The following is an 18741-nucleotide window of genomic DNA, read 5'->3' as shown; positions in this document are numbered from 1 at the left end:
AACCCGCATAGCGTCCGGAGGGCAGCGTACATAAGAAAGCTGTACAGAGCCCATATTATTATAAATAATGGTGCTAAAGCTGGCACCAACGGAGGAATGAATATGTCAACGGTAGTCGTCGTGGGAACACAATGGGGAGACGAAGGCAAAGGGAAGATCACAGACTTTCTGGCAGAGAGCGCAGATGTGGTCGCCCGTTATCAGGGGGGCAACAATGCCGGTCACACGATTCTGATTGACGGTAAGAAATTTAAGCTGAGCCTGATCCCATCCGGTGTATTTTATAAAGAGAAAACTTGCGTAATCGGTAACGGGATGGTTATTAATCCGGAAGCCCTAATCCAAGAAATTAATTATATTCATGAGAACGGCTTCGACACCAAGAATCTGGTCATCAGTGACCGCGCCCATGTCATCATGCCATACCATATGCTGCTGGATGCACTGGAAGAAGACCGTAAAGGCCCGAACAAAATCGGCACAACCCGCAAGGGAATCGGCCCAGCCTATATGGACAAGGCTGCACGCAACGGCATCCGGATCGCTGATCTGATGGACGCTGAGGAATTCGAGCTTAGACTGCGTCATCTGGTGGAAGAGAAGAACCAGGTAATCACCCAGGTCTATGGGGCGGAAGCGCTGAATGTGGATGAGATTCTGGCTAAGTATCTGGAATATGCAGAGGTTCTCCGCGGTTATGTAACGGATACCTCCGTTGTTCTGAATGATGCGATCGATGCAGATTCCAAAGTATTGTTCGAAGGCGCGCAGGGCGTAATGCTTGATATCGACCAGGGAACGTATCCGTATGTAACCTCATCTAATCCGTCTGCAGGCGGTGTGTGCATCGGCTCCGGTGTAGGCCCGTCGAAGATCAAACAGGTTATCGGTGTTGCCAAAGCTTATACTACCCGTGTCGGAGACGGCCCGTTCCCTACAGAGCTTGGGGATGCGACCGGGGATTACATCCGTGAGACCGGTCATGAGTATGGTACAGTAACCGGACGCCCGCGCCGTGTCGGCTGGTTCGACAGTGTAGTTGTACGTCATGCCCGCCGCGTAAGCGGAATTACCGGCCTGTCGCTTAATTCTCTGGACGTGCTGAGCGGGCTGGAAACCGTCAAAATCTGCACAGGCTATAAATTCCGCGGCGAGATCATTACCCATTATCCGGCAAGCCTCAAGATGCTGGCTGAATGTGAAGCGGTATACGAAGAGCTTCCGGGCTGGAGCGAAGATATTACTGCAGCCAAGACGCTGGACGATCTGCCGGAGAGCACCCGCCGTTATGTTGAACGTGTGGCTGAGCTGACAGGTATTCCAATTGCTATTTTCTCCGTGGGACGTAACCGCGAGCAGACTAATCAGGTGCTGCCGATCTACATTTAATAAGCTGATATACGAAAAGACCCCTACGGGGTCTTTTTTGCGTACATCGACTCTGCTCTATGCAGGTGCAGCATCTCCAGTTAAGCCTTCACTGACCCTCTGGTGCATGTTTCCCGGTGCATTTTATGGTCAATACTGGAAATGACAGCGTGCAAGGGAGAGATGAAGATGAGAATTGTTAAATATGCAATCGGCGTATGCCTAATCGTTGTACTGGCCAGTGCACTTTCGGTATTGACCACTGCTTTTGTAGTGAATACCTATATTCAGTCTGTTCTGGCAAGCTTTGATATTAAGCTGGACGGCCCGGCGCCGGGCATCGGCGGGTTTGTCAAAAGTCTGACCGGAATGAATACAAAAACGGACTCCGGCGGTACCGCTGACAAGACTAAGGAGCCTGCTGCAGATGATGGCGGCGGAGAGAACAGGGAAGGTACTCCTGCTCAGGACAGTGACAAGCCTGTAGAAGAGAAGGTGCCTGAGGATGCATTAGCTGTTATGGGACAGCCGGCGGCTGAAGAGGATACGGATACAAGCAAACGGGACGGGCAGCTTGTAATGACTCCAGGTGACATGAATGAAATGAAGGATAACATACCGGAAGCGGATAAAGTAGGTATCTTTAATATCCTGATGACCAAGCTGCCGCAGGAGGAGATGCAGGCAATCTCTACAGCTATGGAGGATGGCTTAACAGAAACAGAGGTTAAGGAAATACAGGAGGTTATTGCCAAATACGTAAATCAGGATGAATATGAGCTTCTAATGAAAATGCTTACACCGGAAACGGACAGCAATCCATAATAATGAAAATTGTCACTTTTTGGACACAGGGAAGATGTTTAAACCGCATTTTATCAATAAAAACCCGCGATAAACGCGGGTTTTGCCATGTACACAAAGTTGAAATTTTTCTCCCGGCTATGTTACAGTAAAAAAGGACTAGAAGGGGTTAATTTTTTGTAACCTTTTCAGGGACAAAAAGCTTAAGTTTTTAGGCATTATTTATAACCGACAACATAGATCATTCACACTAACGCAAATAGAGAAATGGATGCAGCAGAATATATAAAAGGGGTCGCATAACAAGCTTGGCCGCTTTCTATGAGCGGACTGAATGGGCGGATTGAAAGGGAGAGTTTCATGAAGGGATTTAAGTTCATGCGCCGGATGGGGAAGCTGCGGGGCAGCGATGAAGCCTCCGCAGGATCTGGTGCAGAGAGTCAACAGGGCATTCGTGCCTCCGGCGAAGCTAATGTCTTTCATCAGGAGCTCAAGCCGCGGAGATTACGGCGTTCCTGGATTACGGCATCTGCCGGGCTTGTGCTTTTGTCTGCTTTCCTGATCGGGGCAGAGAAGAAGTATGTAGCCGGACATACGGTAACTTATTACAAGGTACTGGTGAAGGGCGAAGAGATCGGAAAGATCAGCCAGCAAGCCGAGCTGAATCAGCTGTTTGATCAGAAACAGGAGGAATATCAGACCAAGTATCCCGATTCGGTCATGATCCTGCAGACAGACGGTATTACTACCGAAGAGGAGTCAGCTTACAAGCCTGAGGTGGATAGTACAGCCACACTGGACAAGCTGGATGGCATGCTCAAGGCCTACGCGATCGGCGTACAATTGACTGTCGACGGCAAATCTATCGGTATCGTGAAGGATCAGGAGACTGCAGCTGCCGTCCTGGAGGGTGTGAAGGCTCATTATCTGCCGGAGGCGTCAGAGCCAGCAGGTGCACAGCTGAAGAGAACGGCAGCAACCAGTAAGGCAGCAGCTTCGACTAGTGCGGGACAGGCAGAATCAGCTTCCATTGAGGAAGACGTAACGATTGTCCCCGTTAAGGCGGACCCTAATAAGGTACTCACGGTAGAGGAAGCGGTTAAGGCACTGACTGAAGGCAAGGAAGAGCCGCTGGTCTATACCGTTCAGGAAGGTGACACAGTTTCAGGAATTGCTACACGCTTCAGTATTACGCAGGCAGATATTTTCAAGAATAACCCTTCGGTCAAAGAGCTTACCCTGCAGATCGGGGATGAGCTGCAGCTTACCGTGCCGCAGCCGGAGCTTACCGTTGTAACCGTTGAACAGGTAACTGAGCAGATGGTTACTGAGCCTGAGGTTATTGTGCGTACTAGCGATCAGCTGGCTGCAGGCAAGCGGAAGGTTGTACGTCCGGGCCAGACCGGGCTTAAAGAAATGCAGTACCGGTTAACAAAGGAGAACGGCCTGGTGGTTAAGGAAGAGTGGCTGGGACAGACGGTGCTGCAGGCTTCGCTGCCGGAGGTCGTCTATCAGGGTACCAAGGTTGTCGGTGAGGGAACAGGAATGTTTGCCTGGCCGGTCAGCGGTGCAACATTATCCAGCAGCTTCGGCGAACGTTGGGGACGTGCCCATAAAGGCGTCGATCTTGTATCCGGCAACCGCACGATTAAAGCTGCTGATGCCGGTACAGTAACCTTTGCCGGTGTGCAGAGCGGATACGGCAATGTCGTTATTGTTGATCACAAGAACGGGTACGTAACCTATTACGGGCATCTGCGCAGCATTGCTGTATCTGTGGGACAGCGGCTTGAGCAGGGAGGCAAAATCGGGATTATGGGCAATACAGGGCGTTCGACCGGTACCCACCTGCATTTTGAAATCCGAAAGAACGGTACTGCTGTTAATCCGTTGAAATATCTGAAATAATTCATTCTTACTGTCCAGCCGTCCGAAACCTTTTCGGGCGGCTTTATATTTAGCCGAGGCAGGGTGTGGCGCCAGGACAGGTATGTTAAAATAAAGGAATCAATGAAAAGTATGGCGAGAAAGGTGAAGCTGAGCATATGCAGATGGGAACGATCCTGGTAGTTGACGATGAACAGCCTATTGCTGATATTTTGAAGTTCAATTTAGAAAAAGAAGGCTATGAGGTAATCTGCGCTTTTGACGGCAACAGTGCAGTGGAGCTTGCGCTATCCAAACGCCCTGATCTGATGCTGCTCGATCTGATGCTTCCCGGCAAGGACGGAATGGATGTATGCCGTGAGGTACGCCAGGCCCATCTCGATATTCCGATCATCATGCTGACCGCCAAGGACGGGGAGATTGATAAGGTGCTGGGTCTGGAGCTTGGTGCCGATGATTATGTGACCAAGCCCTTCAGCACGCGTGAGCTGCTGGCCAGAGTCAAGGCGCAGATGCGGCGGCAGCATAAGCCGGTATCTTCAGGTCCGTTGAGCGATACAGCGGAGAGCAAGCAGGGCGTTCATCATTTCGGGTTATTCGTCGATACCGATATGTACATGGTTTATAAGGACGGCGAGCCGCTGGATCTGACCCACCGTGAATATGAGCTGCTCTATTATATGATCCGTCACGCGGGCAAAGTGATGACACGGGAGCATCTTCTGCAGGCGGTATGGGGATTTGAATATTTCGGTGACGTGCGGACCGTGGATGTCACGATCCGGCGGCTGAGAGAGAAAATTGAGGAGAATCCAAGTAAGCCGGAATATATCTTCACCCGGCGCGGGCTCGGCTATTTGATGCACAGCCCCAAAAGCGGGGGCCTGTGATGAAGAAAGGGCTGTCCTTTTTCCGGACGATTCAGGCCAGGCTGACTATCATCTATGTCCTGCTGATCCTGGTGGCGATGCAGCTGATCGGGGTTTATTTTGTCAGCTCGATGAAGAATTCCCTGACCGATAATTTCACCAAGGATCTGAAGGCGCGGGCTGAGATGCTGTCTATACTGACCGCAGACAAGCTTGGCAGCGAAACCGGAACGGCAGATGAAGAGACCGCAGTAGAGAGCCTGCGCGGCATGGTCAACAATCTCTATATTAACGGCGCGGAGATTCAGGTGCTGGATGCGAGCGGAAAGATCATTACAACTTCGGTTCCTTCCCAGAATGATTATGTCGGGCAGCGCAATACCCAGACCGTGGTCAGCCGCGCACTGCAGGGTATTAGTGACAACGAGGAATATATTATTGCCGATGACAATGTGCGCAAGAAAGTAGTAGCGAAGCCTGTGCTCTCCGGTGATAAGGTAGTTGGAGCGATCTATATTGCCGCTGATATGAAGGATCTCTATGCCACTATGAGCCGGATCAACAGCGTATTTCTTTCGGGGCTGCTGCTTGCCCTGGCGCTGACGGCGGTGTTATGCGTCATTCTGGCCCATACCATTACCCATCCGATCAAGGAGATGACCCGGCATGCGACTGCGCTTGCCGAAGGCAAGTTTCACCGCAAGATGCCGGAATTCGGCAATGATGAGATCGGACAGCTGAGCCAGGCCTTCAACTACATGACAGGCCGGTTAAGGGAGGCCTTGTCGCAGAATGAGGAAGAGAAGGAGAAGCTTGCCTCTATTCTGACCAATATGAGTGACGGTGTAGTAGCTACCGACGAGAGCGGCATGGTTATTCTGATGAACACCCGTGCTGCTGATATGCTGGGTGCGGAAGGACCGTTGCCGGAGGGCGCACCGCTTGACGAGCTGCTCGGTCTGGATCATGAGCAGACAGGCTCACTGGCGGAGGGCAACGCCCAGTCGGCGCTCATTCATCTGTCGCCGATGGGCGGCGGAGATCCGAACATAGTACGGGTGACGTTTACTCCGATCCACCGCCGGGAGGGCGGCGGGATTTCCGGAACGATTGCTGTACTGCAGGATGTTACCGAGCAGGAGAATCTGGAGGAATCGCGGCGCGAGTTCGTAGCCAACGTCTCGCATGAGCTGCGGACTCCGCTTACGACGATTAAGAGCTACGTGGAGGCACTGGATGACGGGGCGCTGGATGACCAGCAGCTGGCTGTACGGTTCGTCGGCGTCATCCGCAATGAGACCGAGCGGATGATCCGGCTGGTCACCGATCTGCTGCATCTGTCGCGGCTCGACTCGAAGGAATCAAGCCTGCGTATCCAGCAGACTGATATCTCTGAGATGCTGGAGGATGTTGCTGACCGCTTCTCGTTTCAGATCCGCCAGAAGCGGATTCATATCAATACAATTGTGCATAAGGAGGTCGCCATGGCCTGGCTGGACCGTGACCAGATAGATCAGGTGCTGGGCAATCTGGTCTCCAATGCGCTGAAATATACGCCGGAGGGCGGCACAATCAGCCTGCAGGCTGTCAAAAGTGAAGAAGGAATGCTGGCCGTCTCCGTCCGTGATTCGGGGATCGGGATTCCGAAGAAGGATATAGAGCGTATCTTTGAACGCTTCTACCGGGTGGACAAGGCCCGTTCACGCAACATGGGGGGCACAGGTCTCGGACTGTCCATTGCCCGGGAAATTGTCAAAGCGCATGGCGGCTCTATTTCCCTGCAGTCGGAGCTTAACGAGGGCTCTTTAGTGACATTTACGCTGCCTCTGCTGCATCAGCAAGGAGGGAGTGAAGGATGAAAGAGAAACTAAAGACTTGGATTCTTGCCATTCTGGTAGCCGGAAGCCTGATAGAAAGCTATTATCTGATCTACCGGCTGCCGGGCAGCGATTCTGCGGTAAAGTCTGAGGACCTTTATGTAAAAACAGATAATATGGGCCCTAAGGAAAAAGTCGAGAACCTGCTCTATCCTGACCGGATGATTATTCATATGGGCGGGGGCAGGCACACGCTGTTCTATCCGGACTCGACCTTTTATGAGCTGATCTTTAACCGTCTCAAGGGACGCAGCTTTGAAAGCTTTCAGCGGCGCCCGGTAGAGGACTTCGACTGGGACAAAATCCGCAGCGAGAATGCCGGCATTGAGCTCAGCTTCGGTGCAGGCATTCCGGTAACCCTGCTGCAGCGGGTGATGCAGCTGTCACCGGATTCGCTGTTCGAGGGAGAGAGCATCGACCGGGTCTGGATTTATAATGTCAAAAATGACTCCAAGGCGCATGCCGTTTTTTTCAGCACCAGAGGAGACATTGTGTATGAGGCGGCCAAAGCGGATCTTACCGTACAGGACGTGCAGCAGCATGTTGATTTCGGTGTGAACTGGACGCCATATACGGTGGTGAACGGCAATTACTATGTGCCTGAAGAGAAGCTGGACGCGGTTGAGGCTGAAATCCCTTCGGGAATGTATACCATTGAACAGATGCAGAGCAATCTTTTCTTTGACGCAGGAAGCACCCGGTATATTCCGGAAAAAGACGGCTCCAAAATCTATACCGACAGCAAGCGCAGCCTCCAGGTGGATCAGGAGCTGAATTGGATGAGCTACAGCGACCCTGCGGCCCTGCCGGCCGGAGAGAGCACGCCTGCCAAGGATGCGCTGGAGGCCGTTGAATTTGTTAATGAGCATGGAGGCTGGAACGGGACCTACCGGCTGGCCTCCACGGAAGAGGAGAAGCAGGAACGCAAGGTATCCTTCCAGCAGTATTACGGCTCTTACCCGATTATGAGCCGGCCGCAGCTGCAGTACGGGGTTATTAACCTGGAGCTGCAGCAGGGTACAGTCTCCTCCTATGAGCGCTCGCTGATGTATATGGAGGATGAGCAGGCAGTAAAACGAATCGTAGAGCTTCCCGGCGGAGATGAGCTGAAAGCCAAGCTTGCCCAGATCAGCTCCGGATCTGCAGTTAAGGATCTTATTCCGGCCTATATTCCGGTATTGCAGAGGGACACCCTGCGCCTTACGCCGGTATGGCGGGTAACCCTAAATGATGGAAGTGTGCTTACGGTCAGCTAGGCGGTATAATAGAGTCTCGCGAAACAACAAGGAGGGAAAGTATGGACTGGGGCAGAGCAAAAAGTGTGCTGATATTCGCTTTTCTGGTATTGAATCTGCTGCTGTGCTATCAGCTGTGGATGGATCTGCGCGATCAGGCCAGCGCCAGCCTGGACTTTACTTCCCTCTCGGCAGAGACGCAGGCGGTTATGGAGCAGAAGGGCATCCGGGTGCTCAGCCCGATTCCGGCGGCTACGCCGCAGCTGCCTGATATCACCTATATCTACTCCGGCGAAGAGCAGGACGCTCCGCCGGTACTGCTGACTGAGCCGGTGGACAGCGGGCTGATGTATTCCTCGTTCTCAGAGCTCAGCAGTGCGCTGCAGGGACAGATTCCGGATATTGCGAATTACCGTTTTGACTCCCAGGAGAGCGAGGTTGGCAAATTCGTCCTTCATCCGCTGGTAGATCAGAAGTACTCCTTGTTCCGGGTAAGGCTGGAGCTGATTAACAGCAACCAAAAAATCGTTGCTTACCGCTATTCGAAGATTGAAATTGTAGCACCGCCTTCTGGCGAAAGCGGGAATGGGGATGTGCAGAAGGTGCTTCCCGCATCCCAGGCGCTAAGCAGCCTGATCGAGAAATATTTTCCGGCGGATGCGGTAGTGAAGGAGATTGAACTGGGCTATTACGGGGAAGTATTCAATTCCGAGAGCCAGGTGGCTTCGCCCATGTGGAGGTTCTGGCTGGAGGATGGCAGTGCGTACTACGTAGACGCCATCAGCGCGGACATAATCAGTCCGAAGACAACAGAGTAGAGGGAGCAGGAGAGATGGGAATTTCATTTACAGTGCTGTCCAGCGGTTCTACCGGCAATGCGACAGTGGTACGCAACGGGGAAACAACACTGATGATAGATGCGGGGTTCAGCGCCAAGCGGATCGATGAGCTGCTGGCGGTGCGTGAGCTTACAGGCAGGGATATAGACGGAATATTAGTCACACACGAGCATTCTGACCATATCAAAGGGCTGGGGGCGGTAGCGCGTAAATATGATCTGCCGATCTACGCCAATACCAAGACCTGGGGAGCAATAGAAAAGGGAATCGGCAACATTGCCGAGCATAACCGGATTATTCTGGAGACCGGTACGCACCGTGATTTTGGCAGTATGAGAGTAGAGTCCTTTGCAATCTCTCATGATGCAGCGGAGCCGGTAGGCTATAACTTTTATGACGGGAATGAGAAGCTGTGCGTAGCAACAGACCTTGGGTATGTCAGCGATAAGGTGAGGATGGCGCTCGAGGGCTCAGACGTGCTGGTGCTTGAAGCCAATCATGATATCGAGATGCTGCGGATGGGGCGTTACCCGTGGAATACGAAGCGGCGGATTCTCGGTGATATGGGCCATCTGTCCAATGAGGCGGCCGGTGCAGCTCTGAGTGAGATTCTGACCGGACGGACCAAACGGACATATCTGGCACATCTCAGCCTGGATCATAATATGATAGACCTGGCCAGAATGTCGGTGCGCGGGGCGATGGAGGACCGGGGCTGCTTTTACAAGGACAGCGAATTTAAGCTATGCGACACCTACTATGACAGGCCTACGCCATGGGATAAGGTGAGCCAGCCATAAGCCGGTCAAGCTCAGCCATTTTACGGTCAAGCTCCTGCCGTGAGAATAAGCCCTTGTCGATCATGAGTTCAATAAGTGCGCTCTGCACCAGCAGTATATGATAGTGCTCGTCCTTCAAATCACCGAGCTTACCGATAAATTGGACAAGATCCATACTAGTTGAAAAAGATTCCATACATTCTACTCCTTTCCGGATTTCCTGGTAACAACAGTTAAATATTTCTAGAAAATTGCTTCAGAAAAAATGCGGGCGGCAAGCCTGCTTATGATACAATTATAAAGCGCAGACAGATAGAGCTGCGTTCATGCAGTACTTCTATTATTGTAGTCTTTTAAGCTGCAAAATATTCCTGAGACTAGCGGTATTTTTGGTGGTATGTTGCAAGAAACAGGGTGTCCATGCGCTTATAAACCGTATCTTTGGCGGTATATAAATAAAGTGAAACCTTTTAGCTCTTTCCGGAGTCTAAGAGAGAAGCGAGAAGCTCGGTCGCAGTTGCTTGGCGTTCAGTCTTGAATGCAGTAGCAATAGAGGGGAGAGGATGTACCCGTGGGATTGTTTGATGATGATTTCTATTCAACGAAAGTGCCGCGCCGCAAACGGAGAGAGCTGGAGGAGAGCAAGGTTCTCACCAGCCGTAAATGGACGGTGCACAAATCCCGCCGTACGATGGCGACATGGCAGGTGTCCGTAATCAGCTCAGCAGTCAGTGCAGTAGTTGCCGTGCTTCTGTTCAGCTTTGTTACAGGCCAGTTCACTGACGAGAAGGAAGCTTATGTCCCGCAGGTAGTACAGAACGTTACTGCAAGCAGCGGTGATCCGTTTGAACGGATTGTTCAGGCTGCCGCACTGGTGCGTCCTGCAGTCGTGAGCATTATTAACCATAAAGAAGATAACGAGGAACTAAATATACTCGATGAATCCGCACTCGGATCGGGAGTTATCTATAAAAAAGACGATGATAAGGCCTTTATTATTACCAATAACCATGTTATTGAAGGCTCGGGTAAGCTTGAAGTGGTTACCGTGGACGGTGTGACCCACAAAGCATCCCTGGTCGGTGCAGATAAGGTTACGGATATTGCCGTGCTGTCGATGGATGCCAAGGATGTCACAACCGTAGCCCAGATCGGCGATTCCTCCAAGCTGCGGCTCGGGGAAACCGTTATTGCAATCGGCAACCCGCTGGGGCTCGGGGATACCTTGACCTCCGGGATTGTCAGCTATACCGAGCGTACAATTCCGGTATCTCTCAATCAGGACGGGGTCTATGACTGGGAGCAGGAGGTCATCCAGACTGACGCTGCAATTAACGAAGGCAACAGCGGAGGGGCACTTGTTGATCTCAACGGCAAGGTCATTGGAATCAATACAATGAAGATCTCCGATACAGGCGTGGAAGGGCTGGGATTTGCCATTCCGGCCAATCATGTGATCCAGACAGCTGATGAGCTGGCAACGAAGGGCAAGATATCCCGTTCCTACTTGGGCGTCTATTCTGTTGATTTGAACAATCCTTATGTTCCGCTTGCTGAAGATCAGGTGAAGGAGCTTAATCTGCCTGCTTCGGTCAAAGAAGGGGTAGTAGTTCTTGATGCCGTCGGTCCGGCTGAGGCGGCGGGGCTCCAGTTCAATGACGTGATTACCAAGTTTGATGATCAGGCTATCACTTCGACACTGTCGCTGCGCAGGTATCTGTATGAGCAGACAAAGATCGGTGACGAGCTCAAGATTACTTATTACCGGAACGGGGAAGTGAAACAGGCTACTGTGAAACTTCTTGAGAAACCGGAGGAATAAAATCAGCAAGGCCTGTATATAATGAAGAGGCAGTCATGAAAGAGCGAAGCGGCCCGGCCGTCCTAAGCAAAACTTTTTTTGGGGGCGGCACCGTTTCTTTCGTTTCAAAGCTAAATATTCGGGGTAATAAGGTCTATACTGATTGAAAAAGTTAGAATTTAACCCTTCTGGGAGCCCTTACATTGGAAAGTGTACCTTATAAGGGAAAATACGGAGAAAATCGGATACAACAGCTTGCCTTTGTTTCGCGGGTGTGGTAACATGAAAATATTAATACATCTGATACCTAATTCTCGTATTGAAAAGGGCTGTCAAATGGAATACAACCCTTTTCAATGTGTGAATTTTTTCTTTGTTTGAAGATAAAAAGAACATATTAATTTAAATTTGTGGAGGTAACACACATGCAAACAGGTACAGTTAAATGGTTCAACGCAGAAAAAGGATTCGGATTCATCGAAGTTGAAGGCGGAAGCGACGTATTCGTACACTTCTCCGCTATCACTGGCGAAGGATTCAAAACTTTGGACGAAGGCCAACGCGTTGAATTCAACGTTGTTCAAGGCAACCGTGGACCACAAGCCGAAAACGTTGTAAAACTGTAATAATAGAAGCGCCGTCCCTGCTTATGTAAGTCGGGGCGGTCTTTTTTTATAAGATCAGATGTAAGTTCATCCTTGTCTAGTCACCTGATCTAAGCAGAATAATGCTGGGCACACGTTCTGTAACAAAGGATTTGTCAGTCAGCAACCTGTAAGAGCATCGTCAGATGCTTTTTTACTTGTTGTCTAGGCATGTGGCATATTAGGAAGGGAGGAATGGCAATGAACTACCGGAAGAAGCCTGTCGAGGAAATACCGGAAGAGAATACCGCAATCTGGGCCTGCACCAATGATGACTGTAATGGATGGATGAGGGACAATTTCGCATTTGAACATGCGCCTTCTTGCCCCCTCTGTCATGCTCCGATGGCACGTAATATGAAGATGCTGCCGCAGCTGGTGAACTCCAACGGCGATCTGAAATCACTGAAGAAGGGTATTTCCATTACCTAACCATCACCTTTTATAAGGCAACCTACAATAGAATGATGAACAAATCCAAGACGGTGAAACCGTCTTATTTTTTTTGCTTTCTAAGCGGAATATTGTGATATTTGTCACAAATTTATTGAAGTTTTGCGTAAAACCCGACCTTTAATGTGATATATGTCACACTTTAATCCCTTCATTTTTGACAGAATAGACGTATTGAATGGGGAGAAGGAAGGGGAGAAATATGGATATAGTAATGCTGTCGCGTATACAATTTGCGTCGACGACGATCTTTCATTATTTCTTTGTACCGGTATCGATTGGCCTGGCTCTGATGATTGCGATCATGGAGACGATGTATGTGAGAAAAGGCAACGAAGAGTACAAAAGAATGGCACAGTTCTGGGGGAAGCTCTTCCTTATAAACTTTGCAGTAGGTGTAGTAACAGGAATTCTACAGGAGTTCCAGTTCGGAATGAACTGGTCTGACTATTCCCGCTTTGTAGGTGATGTGTTCGGAGCTCCGCTGGCAATTGAAGCACTGCTTGCCTTCTTCCTGGAATCAACCTTTATCGGAATCTGGATCTTCGGCTGGGACAAGGTGTCCAAGAAGATTCACCTGCTGTCCATCTGGATGGTGGCACTGGGAACAACACTGTCGGCGTTCTGGATTCTCACAGCTAACTCGTTTATGCAGCACCCTGTCGGGTTCGAGATTAATAACGGCCGGGCTGAGATGAATGATTTTCTGGCTCTGATTACTAACGGACAGCTGCTTGTTGAATTGCCGCATACCCTGCTGGCTGCATATGCAACAGGTGCGTTCCTGGTAACAGGGATCAGTGCTTATAAAATGCTGAAGAAGCAGGATGTGCCGTTCTTCAGAAGATCGTTTGAAATTGCAGCGATTGTCGGGATTGTATCCTCTGTAGGTGTTGCTGTTGCCGGTCATGCCCAGGCACAGTATCTGGTAGAGACACAGCCCATGAAGATGGCGGCCTCCGAAGGCCTTTGGGAGGACAGCGGTGATCCTGCCGCGTGGACAGTTTCTGCTTTTATAGATCCGGTCAATAAAGTGAACTCGGGCGAAATCAAAATTCCATACATGCTCAGCTTCCTGTCCTACAGTAAATTCTCCGGTGACGTTAAAGGGATGAATACGCTGCAGGCTGAATATGAAGAGGCGTATGGACCGGGCAATTATATTCCGCCTGTACGGACTACATTCTGGAGCTTCCGGATTATGGTTGCCGCCGGCTCATTAATGGTAGTGTTTGGCCTGTATGCGATGTACCTGATGTGGCGTAAAAAGATGGAGCGTCCGAACACCTGGTTCCTGCGTTTCATGTTCTGGGGGCTGCTGCTTCCGCCTATCGCCAATACAGCAGGCTGGATTATGACAGAAATCGGACGTCAGCCTTGGACCGTATTCGGGCTGATGACGACAGAAGACAGTGTATCACCTAACGTTTCTGCAGGCTCCGTTCTGTTCTCGGTGATTACGTTTAACGCTATTTATGCCATTCTGGGTATTGTTCTGGTTGGGTTGTTCATTAAAGTAATTAAAAAGGGCCCTTATAACATGGATAACGATCACGGCGTTGACCATGACCCGTATAGCAAGGAGGGAACCACGCATGCTTTCTCTTAATGAATTATGGTTTGTGCTGATTGCGGTTCTTTTTATCGGTTTCTTCTTCCTTGAGGGCTTTGACTTCGGCGTAGGCATGGAAACGCAGATTCTGGCCAAAAATGATACAGAACGCCGGCTGCTGATTAACTCAATCGGCCCGTTCTGGGATGCGAATGAAGTATGGCTGCTGACAGGAGCCGGAGCCATGTTCGCCGCCTTCCCGAACTGGTATGCAACACTGTTCAGCGGATTCTATATCCCGTTTGTCTTCGCGCTGCTGGCGCTGATCGCCCGCGGTGTCGCCTTTGAATTCAGAGGCAAACGCGATTCGCAAGTCTGGAAAAAAACCTGGGATGTCTGCATCTTCTTCGGCAGCTTCCTGCCGCCGTTCCTGCTGGCGGTGGTCTTCGCGAGCTTCATCAAAGGGCTGCCGATTGACGGCGACATGCAGATGTATGCCGGATTCTTCGATATCGTTAATCCTTATACAGTAGTAGCAGGACTTACCGTCGTTATGCTCTGCCTGGTGCACGGACTGATGTTCACCACCCTCCGCACGGTTGGCGATCTGCAGGTGCGGGCCCGCAAGCTGGGCCGGACACTGCTGATTCCGCTGGCAGCACTGCTGACTGCTTTTGTTGTTATGACTTATTTCATGACCGATATCTTTGAGCAGCGCGGAGCCTTGCTGATGATTCTTGTAGTTGCAGGAGTTGCGGCTTTTGTATTGTCCGGTTATTTCATGAGCAAGCAGAAGGACGGCTGGGCGTTCGGAATGACGGGTGCTGTAATGGCACTGTCTGTTCTATCCGTCTTCGTAGGACTGTTCCCGCGTGTAATGATCAGCTCTATTGACGAAGCATTCAGCCTGACAATTACCAATGCCGCATCCGGCCAGTATTCGCTGAAGGTGATGACCATTGTGGCGCTGACCCTACTGCCGTTCGTGCTTGGTTATCAGATCTGGAGTTACTTTATTTTCCACAAACGGGTTCACGAGAAGGAGCATCTTGAATACTAATGGATAAAAATTTGCTTGGGTATAAAGGAGTTAAGCCGGTCTTTCTGATCGTAGGCTTCCTTACCCTGGTGCAAAGCCTGTCCATTCTTCTGCTGGCTAAGTCGCTGGCTGAAGCTGTCTCGGCGCTGTTTGCGGGAGAACCGCTGAAGGAACAAGGGGCAAGAATGCTCTTGTTCCTTCTTGCGTTTCTTGTGCGCCATGCCTGCGCCATGCTGATGAGCCGTGTCTCCTACCGCTTCGCGGAGACTACCGGCAGCAGCATGCGGAGACAAATGATGGATAAGCTGTTCCAGCTGGGACCAAGGCTGGCGGGCGACCGGGGAACAGGTGCGCTGGTTACGATCGTGCTGGAGGGTGTGACCAAGTTCCGCACCTATCTGGAGCTGATCATTCCAAGAATGGTAGGCATGGGTGTTACACCATGGCTGCTGCTGGCTTATATCTTCATGCTTGATACATCAAGCGGGATCATTCTAACCTTAACAATGCCGATTATTATTATCTTTATGATTCTGATTGGGATGACGGCGCGCAAGCAGATGGACCGCCAGCTGAAGTCCTACCGGACCCTGTCCAATCATTTCGTCGATTCTCTGCGCGGGCTTGAGACGTTGAAGTTCCTCGGGCGCAGCCGCAGTCACAGCGGAAGTATTGCTACAGTCAGCGACCGGTACCGCTCTGCAACGATGCGCACGCTTCGTGTCGCGTTTCTGTCATCGTTTGCGCTTGACTTCTTCACTATGTTATCTGTCGCTTCAGTCGCTGTAAGCCTCGGCCTGCGGCTGATTAATGAAGAGATGACCCTGGTTACCGGGCTGACTATTCTAATTCTGGCACCGGAATATTTCCTGCCGGTCCGGCTGGTGGGCGCTGACTTCCATGCTACGCTGGACGGCAAGGAGGCTGGTGAAGCGATGAAGGACATCATTGACCGAGAGACGGTAAAGGCTGAGCCGCTCACGGCTGAAGGGCATACCACAAACAAGCCGCTCCAGGCGGGGGTATTCAACTGGAAGCCTGACAGTACACTGGCCCTCGAAGGGGTTGGTGTCCAGTATGAAGCAGGCGGCATTTCATCACTGGCAGAGGTGAACCTTGCATTTACCGGCGCTGCCAAGATCGGTATTATCGGGGAGAGCGGTGCCGGCAAGTCGACACTGGTCGATATTCTGGGCGGGTTCCTGCACCCGACCTCAGGCAGTCTGGTTATTAACGGAAGCCGTGTCAGTGCGCTTACGGACGAGGAGTGGCGCAAACAGACTGCGTATATTCCGCAGAGGCCTTACATCTTCAGCGGAACGCTGGCTGATAATGTGCGGTTCTATTACCCGGAGGCAACGCTTGAGGATATAGCTGCAGTTGTTAAAGCTGCTGGGCTATCACAGCTTGTCTCGTCATTACCGGACGGATTAAACGAAATGATCGGCAGCGGCGGACGGTCGGTCAGCGGGGGTCAGGAGCAGCGCATTGCACTGGCCCGGGCACTGCTCAGCAGCCGTCCGGTCATGCTGCTTGATGAGCCTACAGCCCATCTTGATATTGAGACGGAATATGAGCTTAAGGAAACCATGCTTCCGCTGTTTGAGGGGAAGCTGGTATTCCTGGCGACCCACCGGCTGCACTGGATGATGGATATGGATCTGATTATCGTTATGCAGCAAGGCAAGGTGGCTGAAGCCGGCACACACCGTGAGCTGATTCAGCGCCGGGGTGCTTATTACGGGCTTATTCAAAGCCAACTGGAGGGAATCCATTGAAACGTGAAGGATGGTTTGCTCCCTATGCTTCCAGCTACTTCTGGCGGTTTCTGCTGATTATCATTCTGGGGTCACTGACGATCTTCTCAGCTTCGTCTCTGATGTACACCTCGGGATTCCTGATCTCCAAGTCATCCATCCCGCCGGAAAATATTCTGATGGTCTACGTGCCGATTGTCGGTGTACGTACCTTCGGGACAAGCCGTGCAGTCATTCACTATGTGGAGCGTCTGGTCGGACATGATACCATTCTGCGCATTCTGTCCAAGATGCGTATCAGGCTGTACAACATCCTGGAGCCGCAGGCGTTATTTCTGTCCTCGCGCTTCCGGACAGGTGATATTCTCGGTATGCTGGCTGATGATATTGAATACCTGCAGAACGTGTATCTTCGCACCGTGTTCCCGAGTATTATTGCTCTGCTGATTTATGCAGCAGCAATCATTACCCTGGGTACCTTCAATCTGGCGTTTGCTCTTATAATTGGGTTGTATATGCTGGTACTGGTTGTTGTCCTGCCGCTGATCTCGCTGCTGTTCACCCAAAGACGCCAGCGACAGGTCAAGCAGGAGCGCAACCGGCTCTACCAGAAGCTGACCGATGCCGTGCTCGGCATGGGCGACTGGATGATCAGCGGACGGCAGGCCCAGTTCGTGGCCACCTATGAGGCAGATGAGCGGGAAGTTGCCCGCACAGACGGGGCGCTGCGCAGCTGGGCACGTCTGCGGATGTTCATCGGGCAGGCTGTAGTAGGTGTTGCCGTACTGTCGATGCTGTACTGGTCGGCTGGAGAATTTGCAGACGGCGCCATCGCCGGTACCCTGATTGCGGCGTTCGTGCTGGTAGTCTTTCCGGTTGCCGATGCCTTTCTGCCGGTGTCTGAGGCTGTCGAAAAAATCCCGCAGTACCGGAATTCTCTGGATCGCTTAAATGGTGTAGAAGAGGCGCAAGGAGCTGTAATAACCAGGGAAGCTTATGAGGCTGTAAATGCCAAGGCCGCAGCACAGGTCCGGGGAATTCTGGCTGACGGACAGGCTCGTATTGAATTGAAATCTGCCGGCTACCGCTACACTGCAGATGCTGCCTGGTCGGTGCAGAATCTGAGCCTTGACCTTCCGCAGGGCCGAAAAATTGCGGTTATCGGCCGCAGCGGGGCAGGTAAATCGACACTGCTGAAGATGGTTCAGGGAGTTATTGCCCCTGCCGCCGGTTCAGTGACCATTAACGGAGCGGATGCTTCGGCCTACGGTGAGCAGATTCCGCAGCTGATTGCCGTGCTGAACCAGAGCCCGCACCTGTTCGACACTACGGTGGCGAATAATATCCGGCTCGGTGATCCTGAGGCCTCTGAGGAGAGTATCCGCAAGGCGGCAGCGCTGGCGAAGCTGGATACGCTGATCTCTTCGCTGCCGGAAGGATATAACACTCCGGTACGGGAAGCCGGGCAACGCTTCTCGGGCGGGGAACGCCAGCGGATGGCTCTGGCCCGGATTCTGCTGCAGAATACGCCGGTTGTCGTGCTCGATGAGCCGACGGTAGGTCTTGATCCGCGGATAGAGCGCGAGCTGCTGGCGACCATGTTCGAGGCGATGGCCGGCAAAACGCTGATCTGGGTTACGCATCATCTGGTCGGTGCAGAGCAGATGGATGAGGTTATCTTTATGGAAGACGGCCGGGTAGAGATGCGCGGCACTCATGCCCAGTTAATGGAGCGTGAGCCGCGTTACCGCAAGCTGTACGAGCTGGACCGGCCGATTCAGTTCATGGATGCAGACGCCCCGGAACAGGCATAGCATGATACCAAAAGAAGCTCATC

At 51.6% G+C, this 18741-nt stretch carries 16 protein-coding genes; 15 read left to right on the top strand and 1 reads right to left on the bottom strand.

The window, feature by feature from the left end:
- Positions 1 to 102 precede the first annotated feature (102 nt).
- The 8 genes from BN3772_RS07110 (at position 103) to BN3772_RS07075 (ending at position 9679) form a co-directional block, all read left to right on the top strand.
- Complete coding sequence (locus BN3772_RS07110) at positions 103 to 1389, top strand: adenylosuccinate synthase (RefSeq protein WP_042198191.1); 1287 nt, start codon at positions 103 to 105, stop codon at positions 1387 to 1389.
- Positions 1390 to 1557: 168 nt separating this feature from the next.
- Complete coding sequence (locus tag BN3772_RS07105; protein WP_042198189.1) at positions 1558 to 2193, top strand: hypothetical protein; 636 nt, start codon at positions 1558 to 1560, stop codon at positions 2191 to 2193.
- A gap of 339 nt (positions 2194 to 2532) precedes the next feature.
- On the top strand, positions 2533 to 4080 hold the full coding sequence (locus BN3772_RS07100) for a M23 family metallopeptidase (RefSeq protein ID WP_052380407.1): 1548 nt from the start codon (positions 2533 to 2535) through the stop codon (positions 4078 to 4080).
- A gap of 137 nt (positions 4081 to 4217) precedes the next feature.
- Entirely contained in the window at positions 4218 to 4949 is a 732-nt protein-coding gene (yycF, locus tag BN3772_RS07095; RefSeq protein WP_042181889.1) for a response regulator YycF, read from the top strand.
- The gene (walK, locus tag BN3772_RS07090) at positions 4949 to 6787 is read left to right on the top strand and encodes a cell wall metabolism sensor histidine kinase WalK (protein WP_042198186.1); all 1839 of its coding nucleotides are present in this window, start codon (positions 4949 to 4951) and stop codon (positions 6785 to 6787) included. Before yycF ends, walK begins: the two co-directional genes overlap by 1 nt.
- Positions 6784 to 8061, top strand: a complete 1278-nt coding sequence (locus tag BN3772_RS07085) for a YycH family regulatory protein (RefSeq protein ID WP_042198184.1) — start codon at positions 6784 to 6786, stop codon at positions 8059 to 8061. The genes walK and BN3772_RS07085 overlap by 4 nt, the downstream gene beginning before the upstream one ends.
- Positions 8062 to 8102: 41 nt before the next feature.
- Positions 8103 to 8858 (top strand): two-component system regulatory protein YycI, encoded by a 756-nt coding sequence (gene yycI / locus BN3772_RS07080; protein ID WP_042198182.1) that lies wholly within the window; start codon positions 8103 to 8105, stop codon positions 8856 to 8858.
- A gap of 14 nt (positions 8859 to 8872) precedes the next feature.
- Positions 8873 to 9679, top strand: coding sequence for an MBL fold metallo-hydrolase (locus BN3772_RS07075; protein WP_042198180.1), 807 nt, complete (start codon positions 8873 to 8875; stop codon positions 9677 to 9679).
- Here BN3772_RS07075 and BN3772_RS07070 read toward each other — a convergent pair.
- Positions 9648 to 9854 (bottom strand): hypothetical protein, encoded by a 207-nt coding sequence (locus tag BN3772_RS07070; protein WP_042198178.1) that lies wholly within the window; start codon positions 9852 to 9854, stop codon positions 9648 to 9650. The genes BN3772_RS07075 and BN3772_RS07070 overlap by 32 nt on opposite strands.
- Positions 9855 to 10229: 375 nt before the next feature.
- Here BN3772_RS07070 and BN3772_RS07065 point away from each other — a divergent pair, with 375 nt between their 5' ends.
- The 7 genes from BN3772_RS07065 to cydC all read left to right on the top strand — a co-directional run bounded on the left by BN3772_RS07065 (position 10230) and on the right by cydC (position 18718).
- On the top strand, positions 10230 to 11480 hold the full coding sequence (locus BN3772_RS07065; RefSeq protein WP_042198175.1) for a S1C family serine protease: 1251 nt from the start codon (positions 10230 to 10232) through the stop codon (positions 11478 to 11480).
- A gap of 404 nt (positions 11481 to 11884) precedes the next feature.
- Complete coding sequence (locus BN3772_RS07060) at positions 11885 to 12085, top strand: cold-shock protein (protein WP_039878010.1); 201 nt, start codon at positions 11885 to 11887, stop codon at positions 12083 to 12085.
- Positions 12086 to 12304: 219 nt separating this feature from the next.
- Entirely contained in the window at positions 12305 to 12535 is a 231-nt protein-coding gene (locus BN3772_RS07055) for a cold-shock protein (RefSeq protein ID WP_042181873.1), read from the top strand.
- Between the two features lie 223 nt (positions 12536 to 12758).
- On the top strand, positions 12759 to 14165 hold the full coding sequence (locus BN3772_RS07050) for a cytochrome ubiquinol oxidase subunit I (RefSeq protein ID WP_042198173.1): 1407 nt from the start codon (positions 12759 to 12761) through the stop codon (positions 14163 to 14165).
- Positions 14152 to 15168 (top strand): cytochrome d ubiquinol oxidase subunit II, encoded by a 1017-nt coding sequence (cydB, locus tag BN3772_RS07045; RefSeq protein WP_042198170.1) that lies wholly within the window; start codon positions 14152 to 14154, stop codon positions 15166 to 15168. The genes BN3772_RS07050 and cydB overlap by 14 nt, the downstream gene beginning before the upstream one ends.
- Positions 15168 to 16925, top strand: a complete 1758-nt coding sequence (gene cydD / locus BN3772_RS07040; RefSeq protein ID WP_042198167.1) for a thiol reductant ABC exporter subunit CydD — start codon at positions 15168 to 15170, stop codon at positions 16923 to 16925. Before cydB ends, cydD begins: the two co-directional genes overlap by 1 nt.
- Positions 16922 to 18718 carry a thiol reductant ABC exporter subunit CydC gene (gene cydC / locus BN3772_RS07035; protein ID WP_042198165.1) on the top strand — a complete coding sequence of 599 codons (1797 nt, stop codon included), beginning with the start codon at positions 16922 to 16924 and terminating at the stop codon, positions 18716 to 18718. Before cydD ends, cydC begins: the two co-directional genes overlap by 4 nt.
- The last annotated feature ends 23 nt before the right edge of the window (positions 18719 to 18741 follow it).

Origin of the sequence: Paenibacillus camerounensis, assembly GCF_000723885.1 — a bacterium.
GTDB lineage: Bacteria > Bacillota > Bacilli > Paenibacillales > Paenibacillaceae > Paenibacillus_AQ > Paenibacillus_AQ camerounensis.
This window is presented reverse-complemented; position numbering and strand designations above follow the sequence as displayed.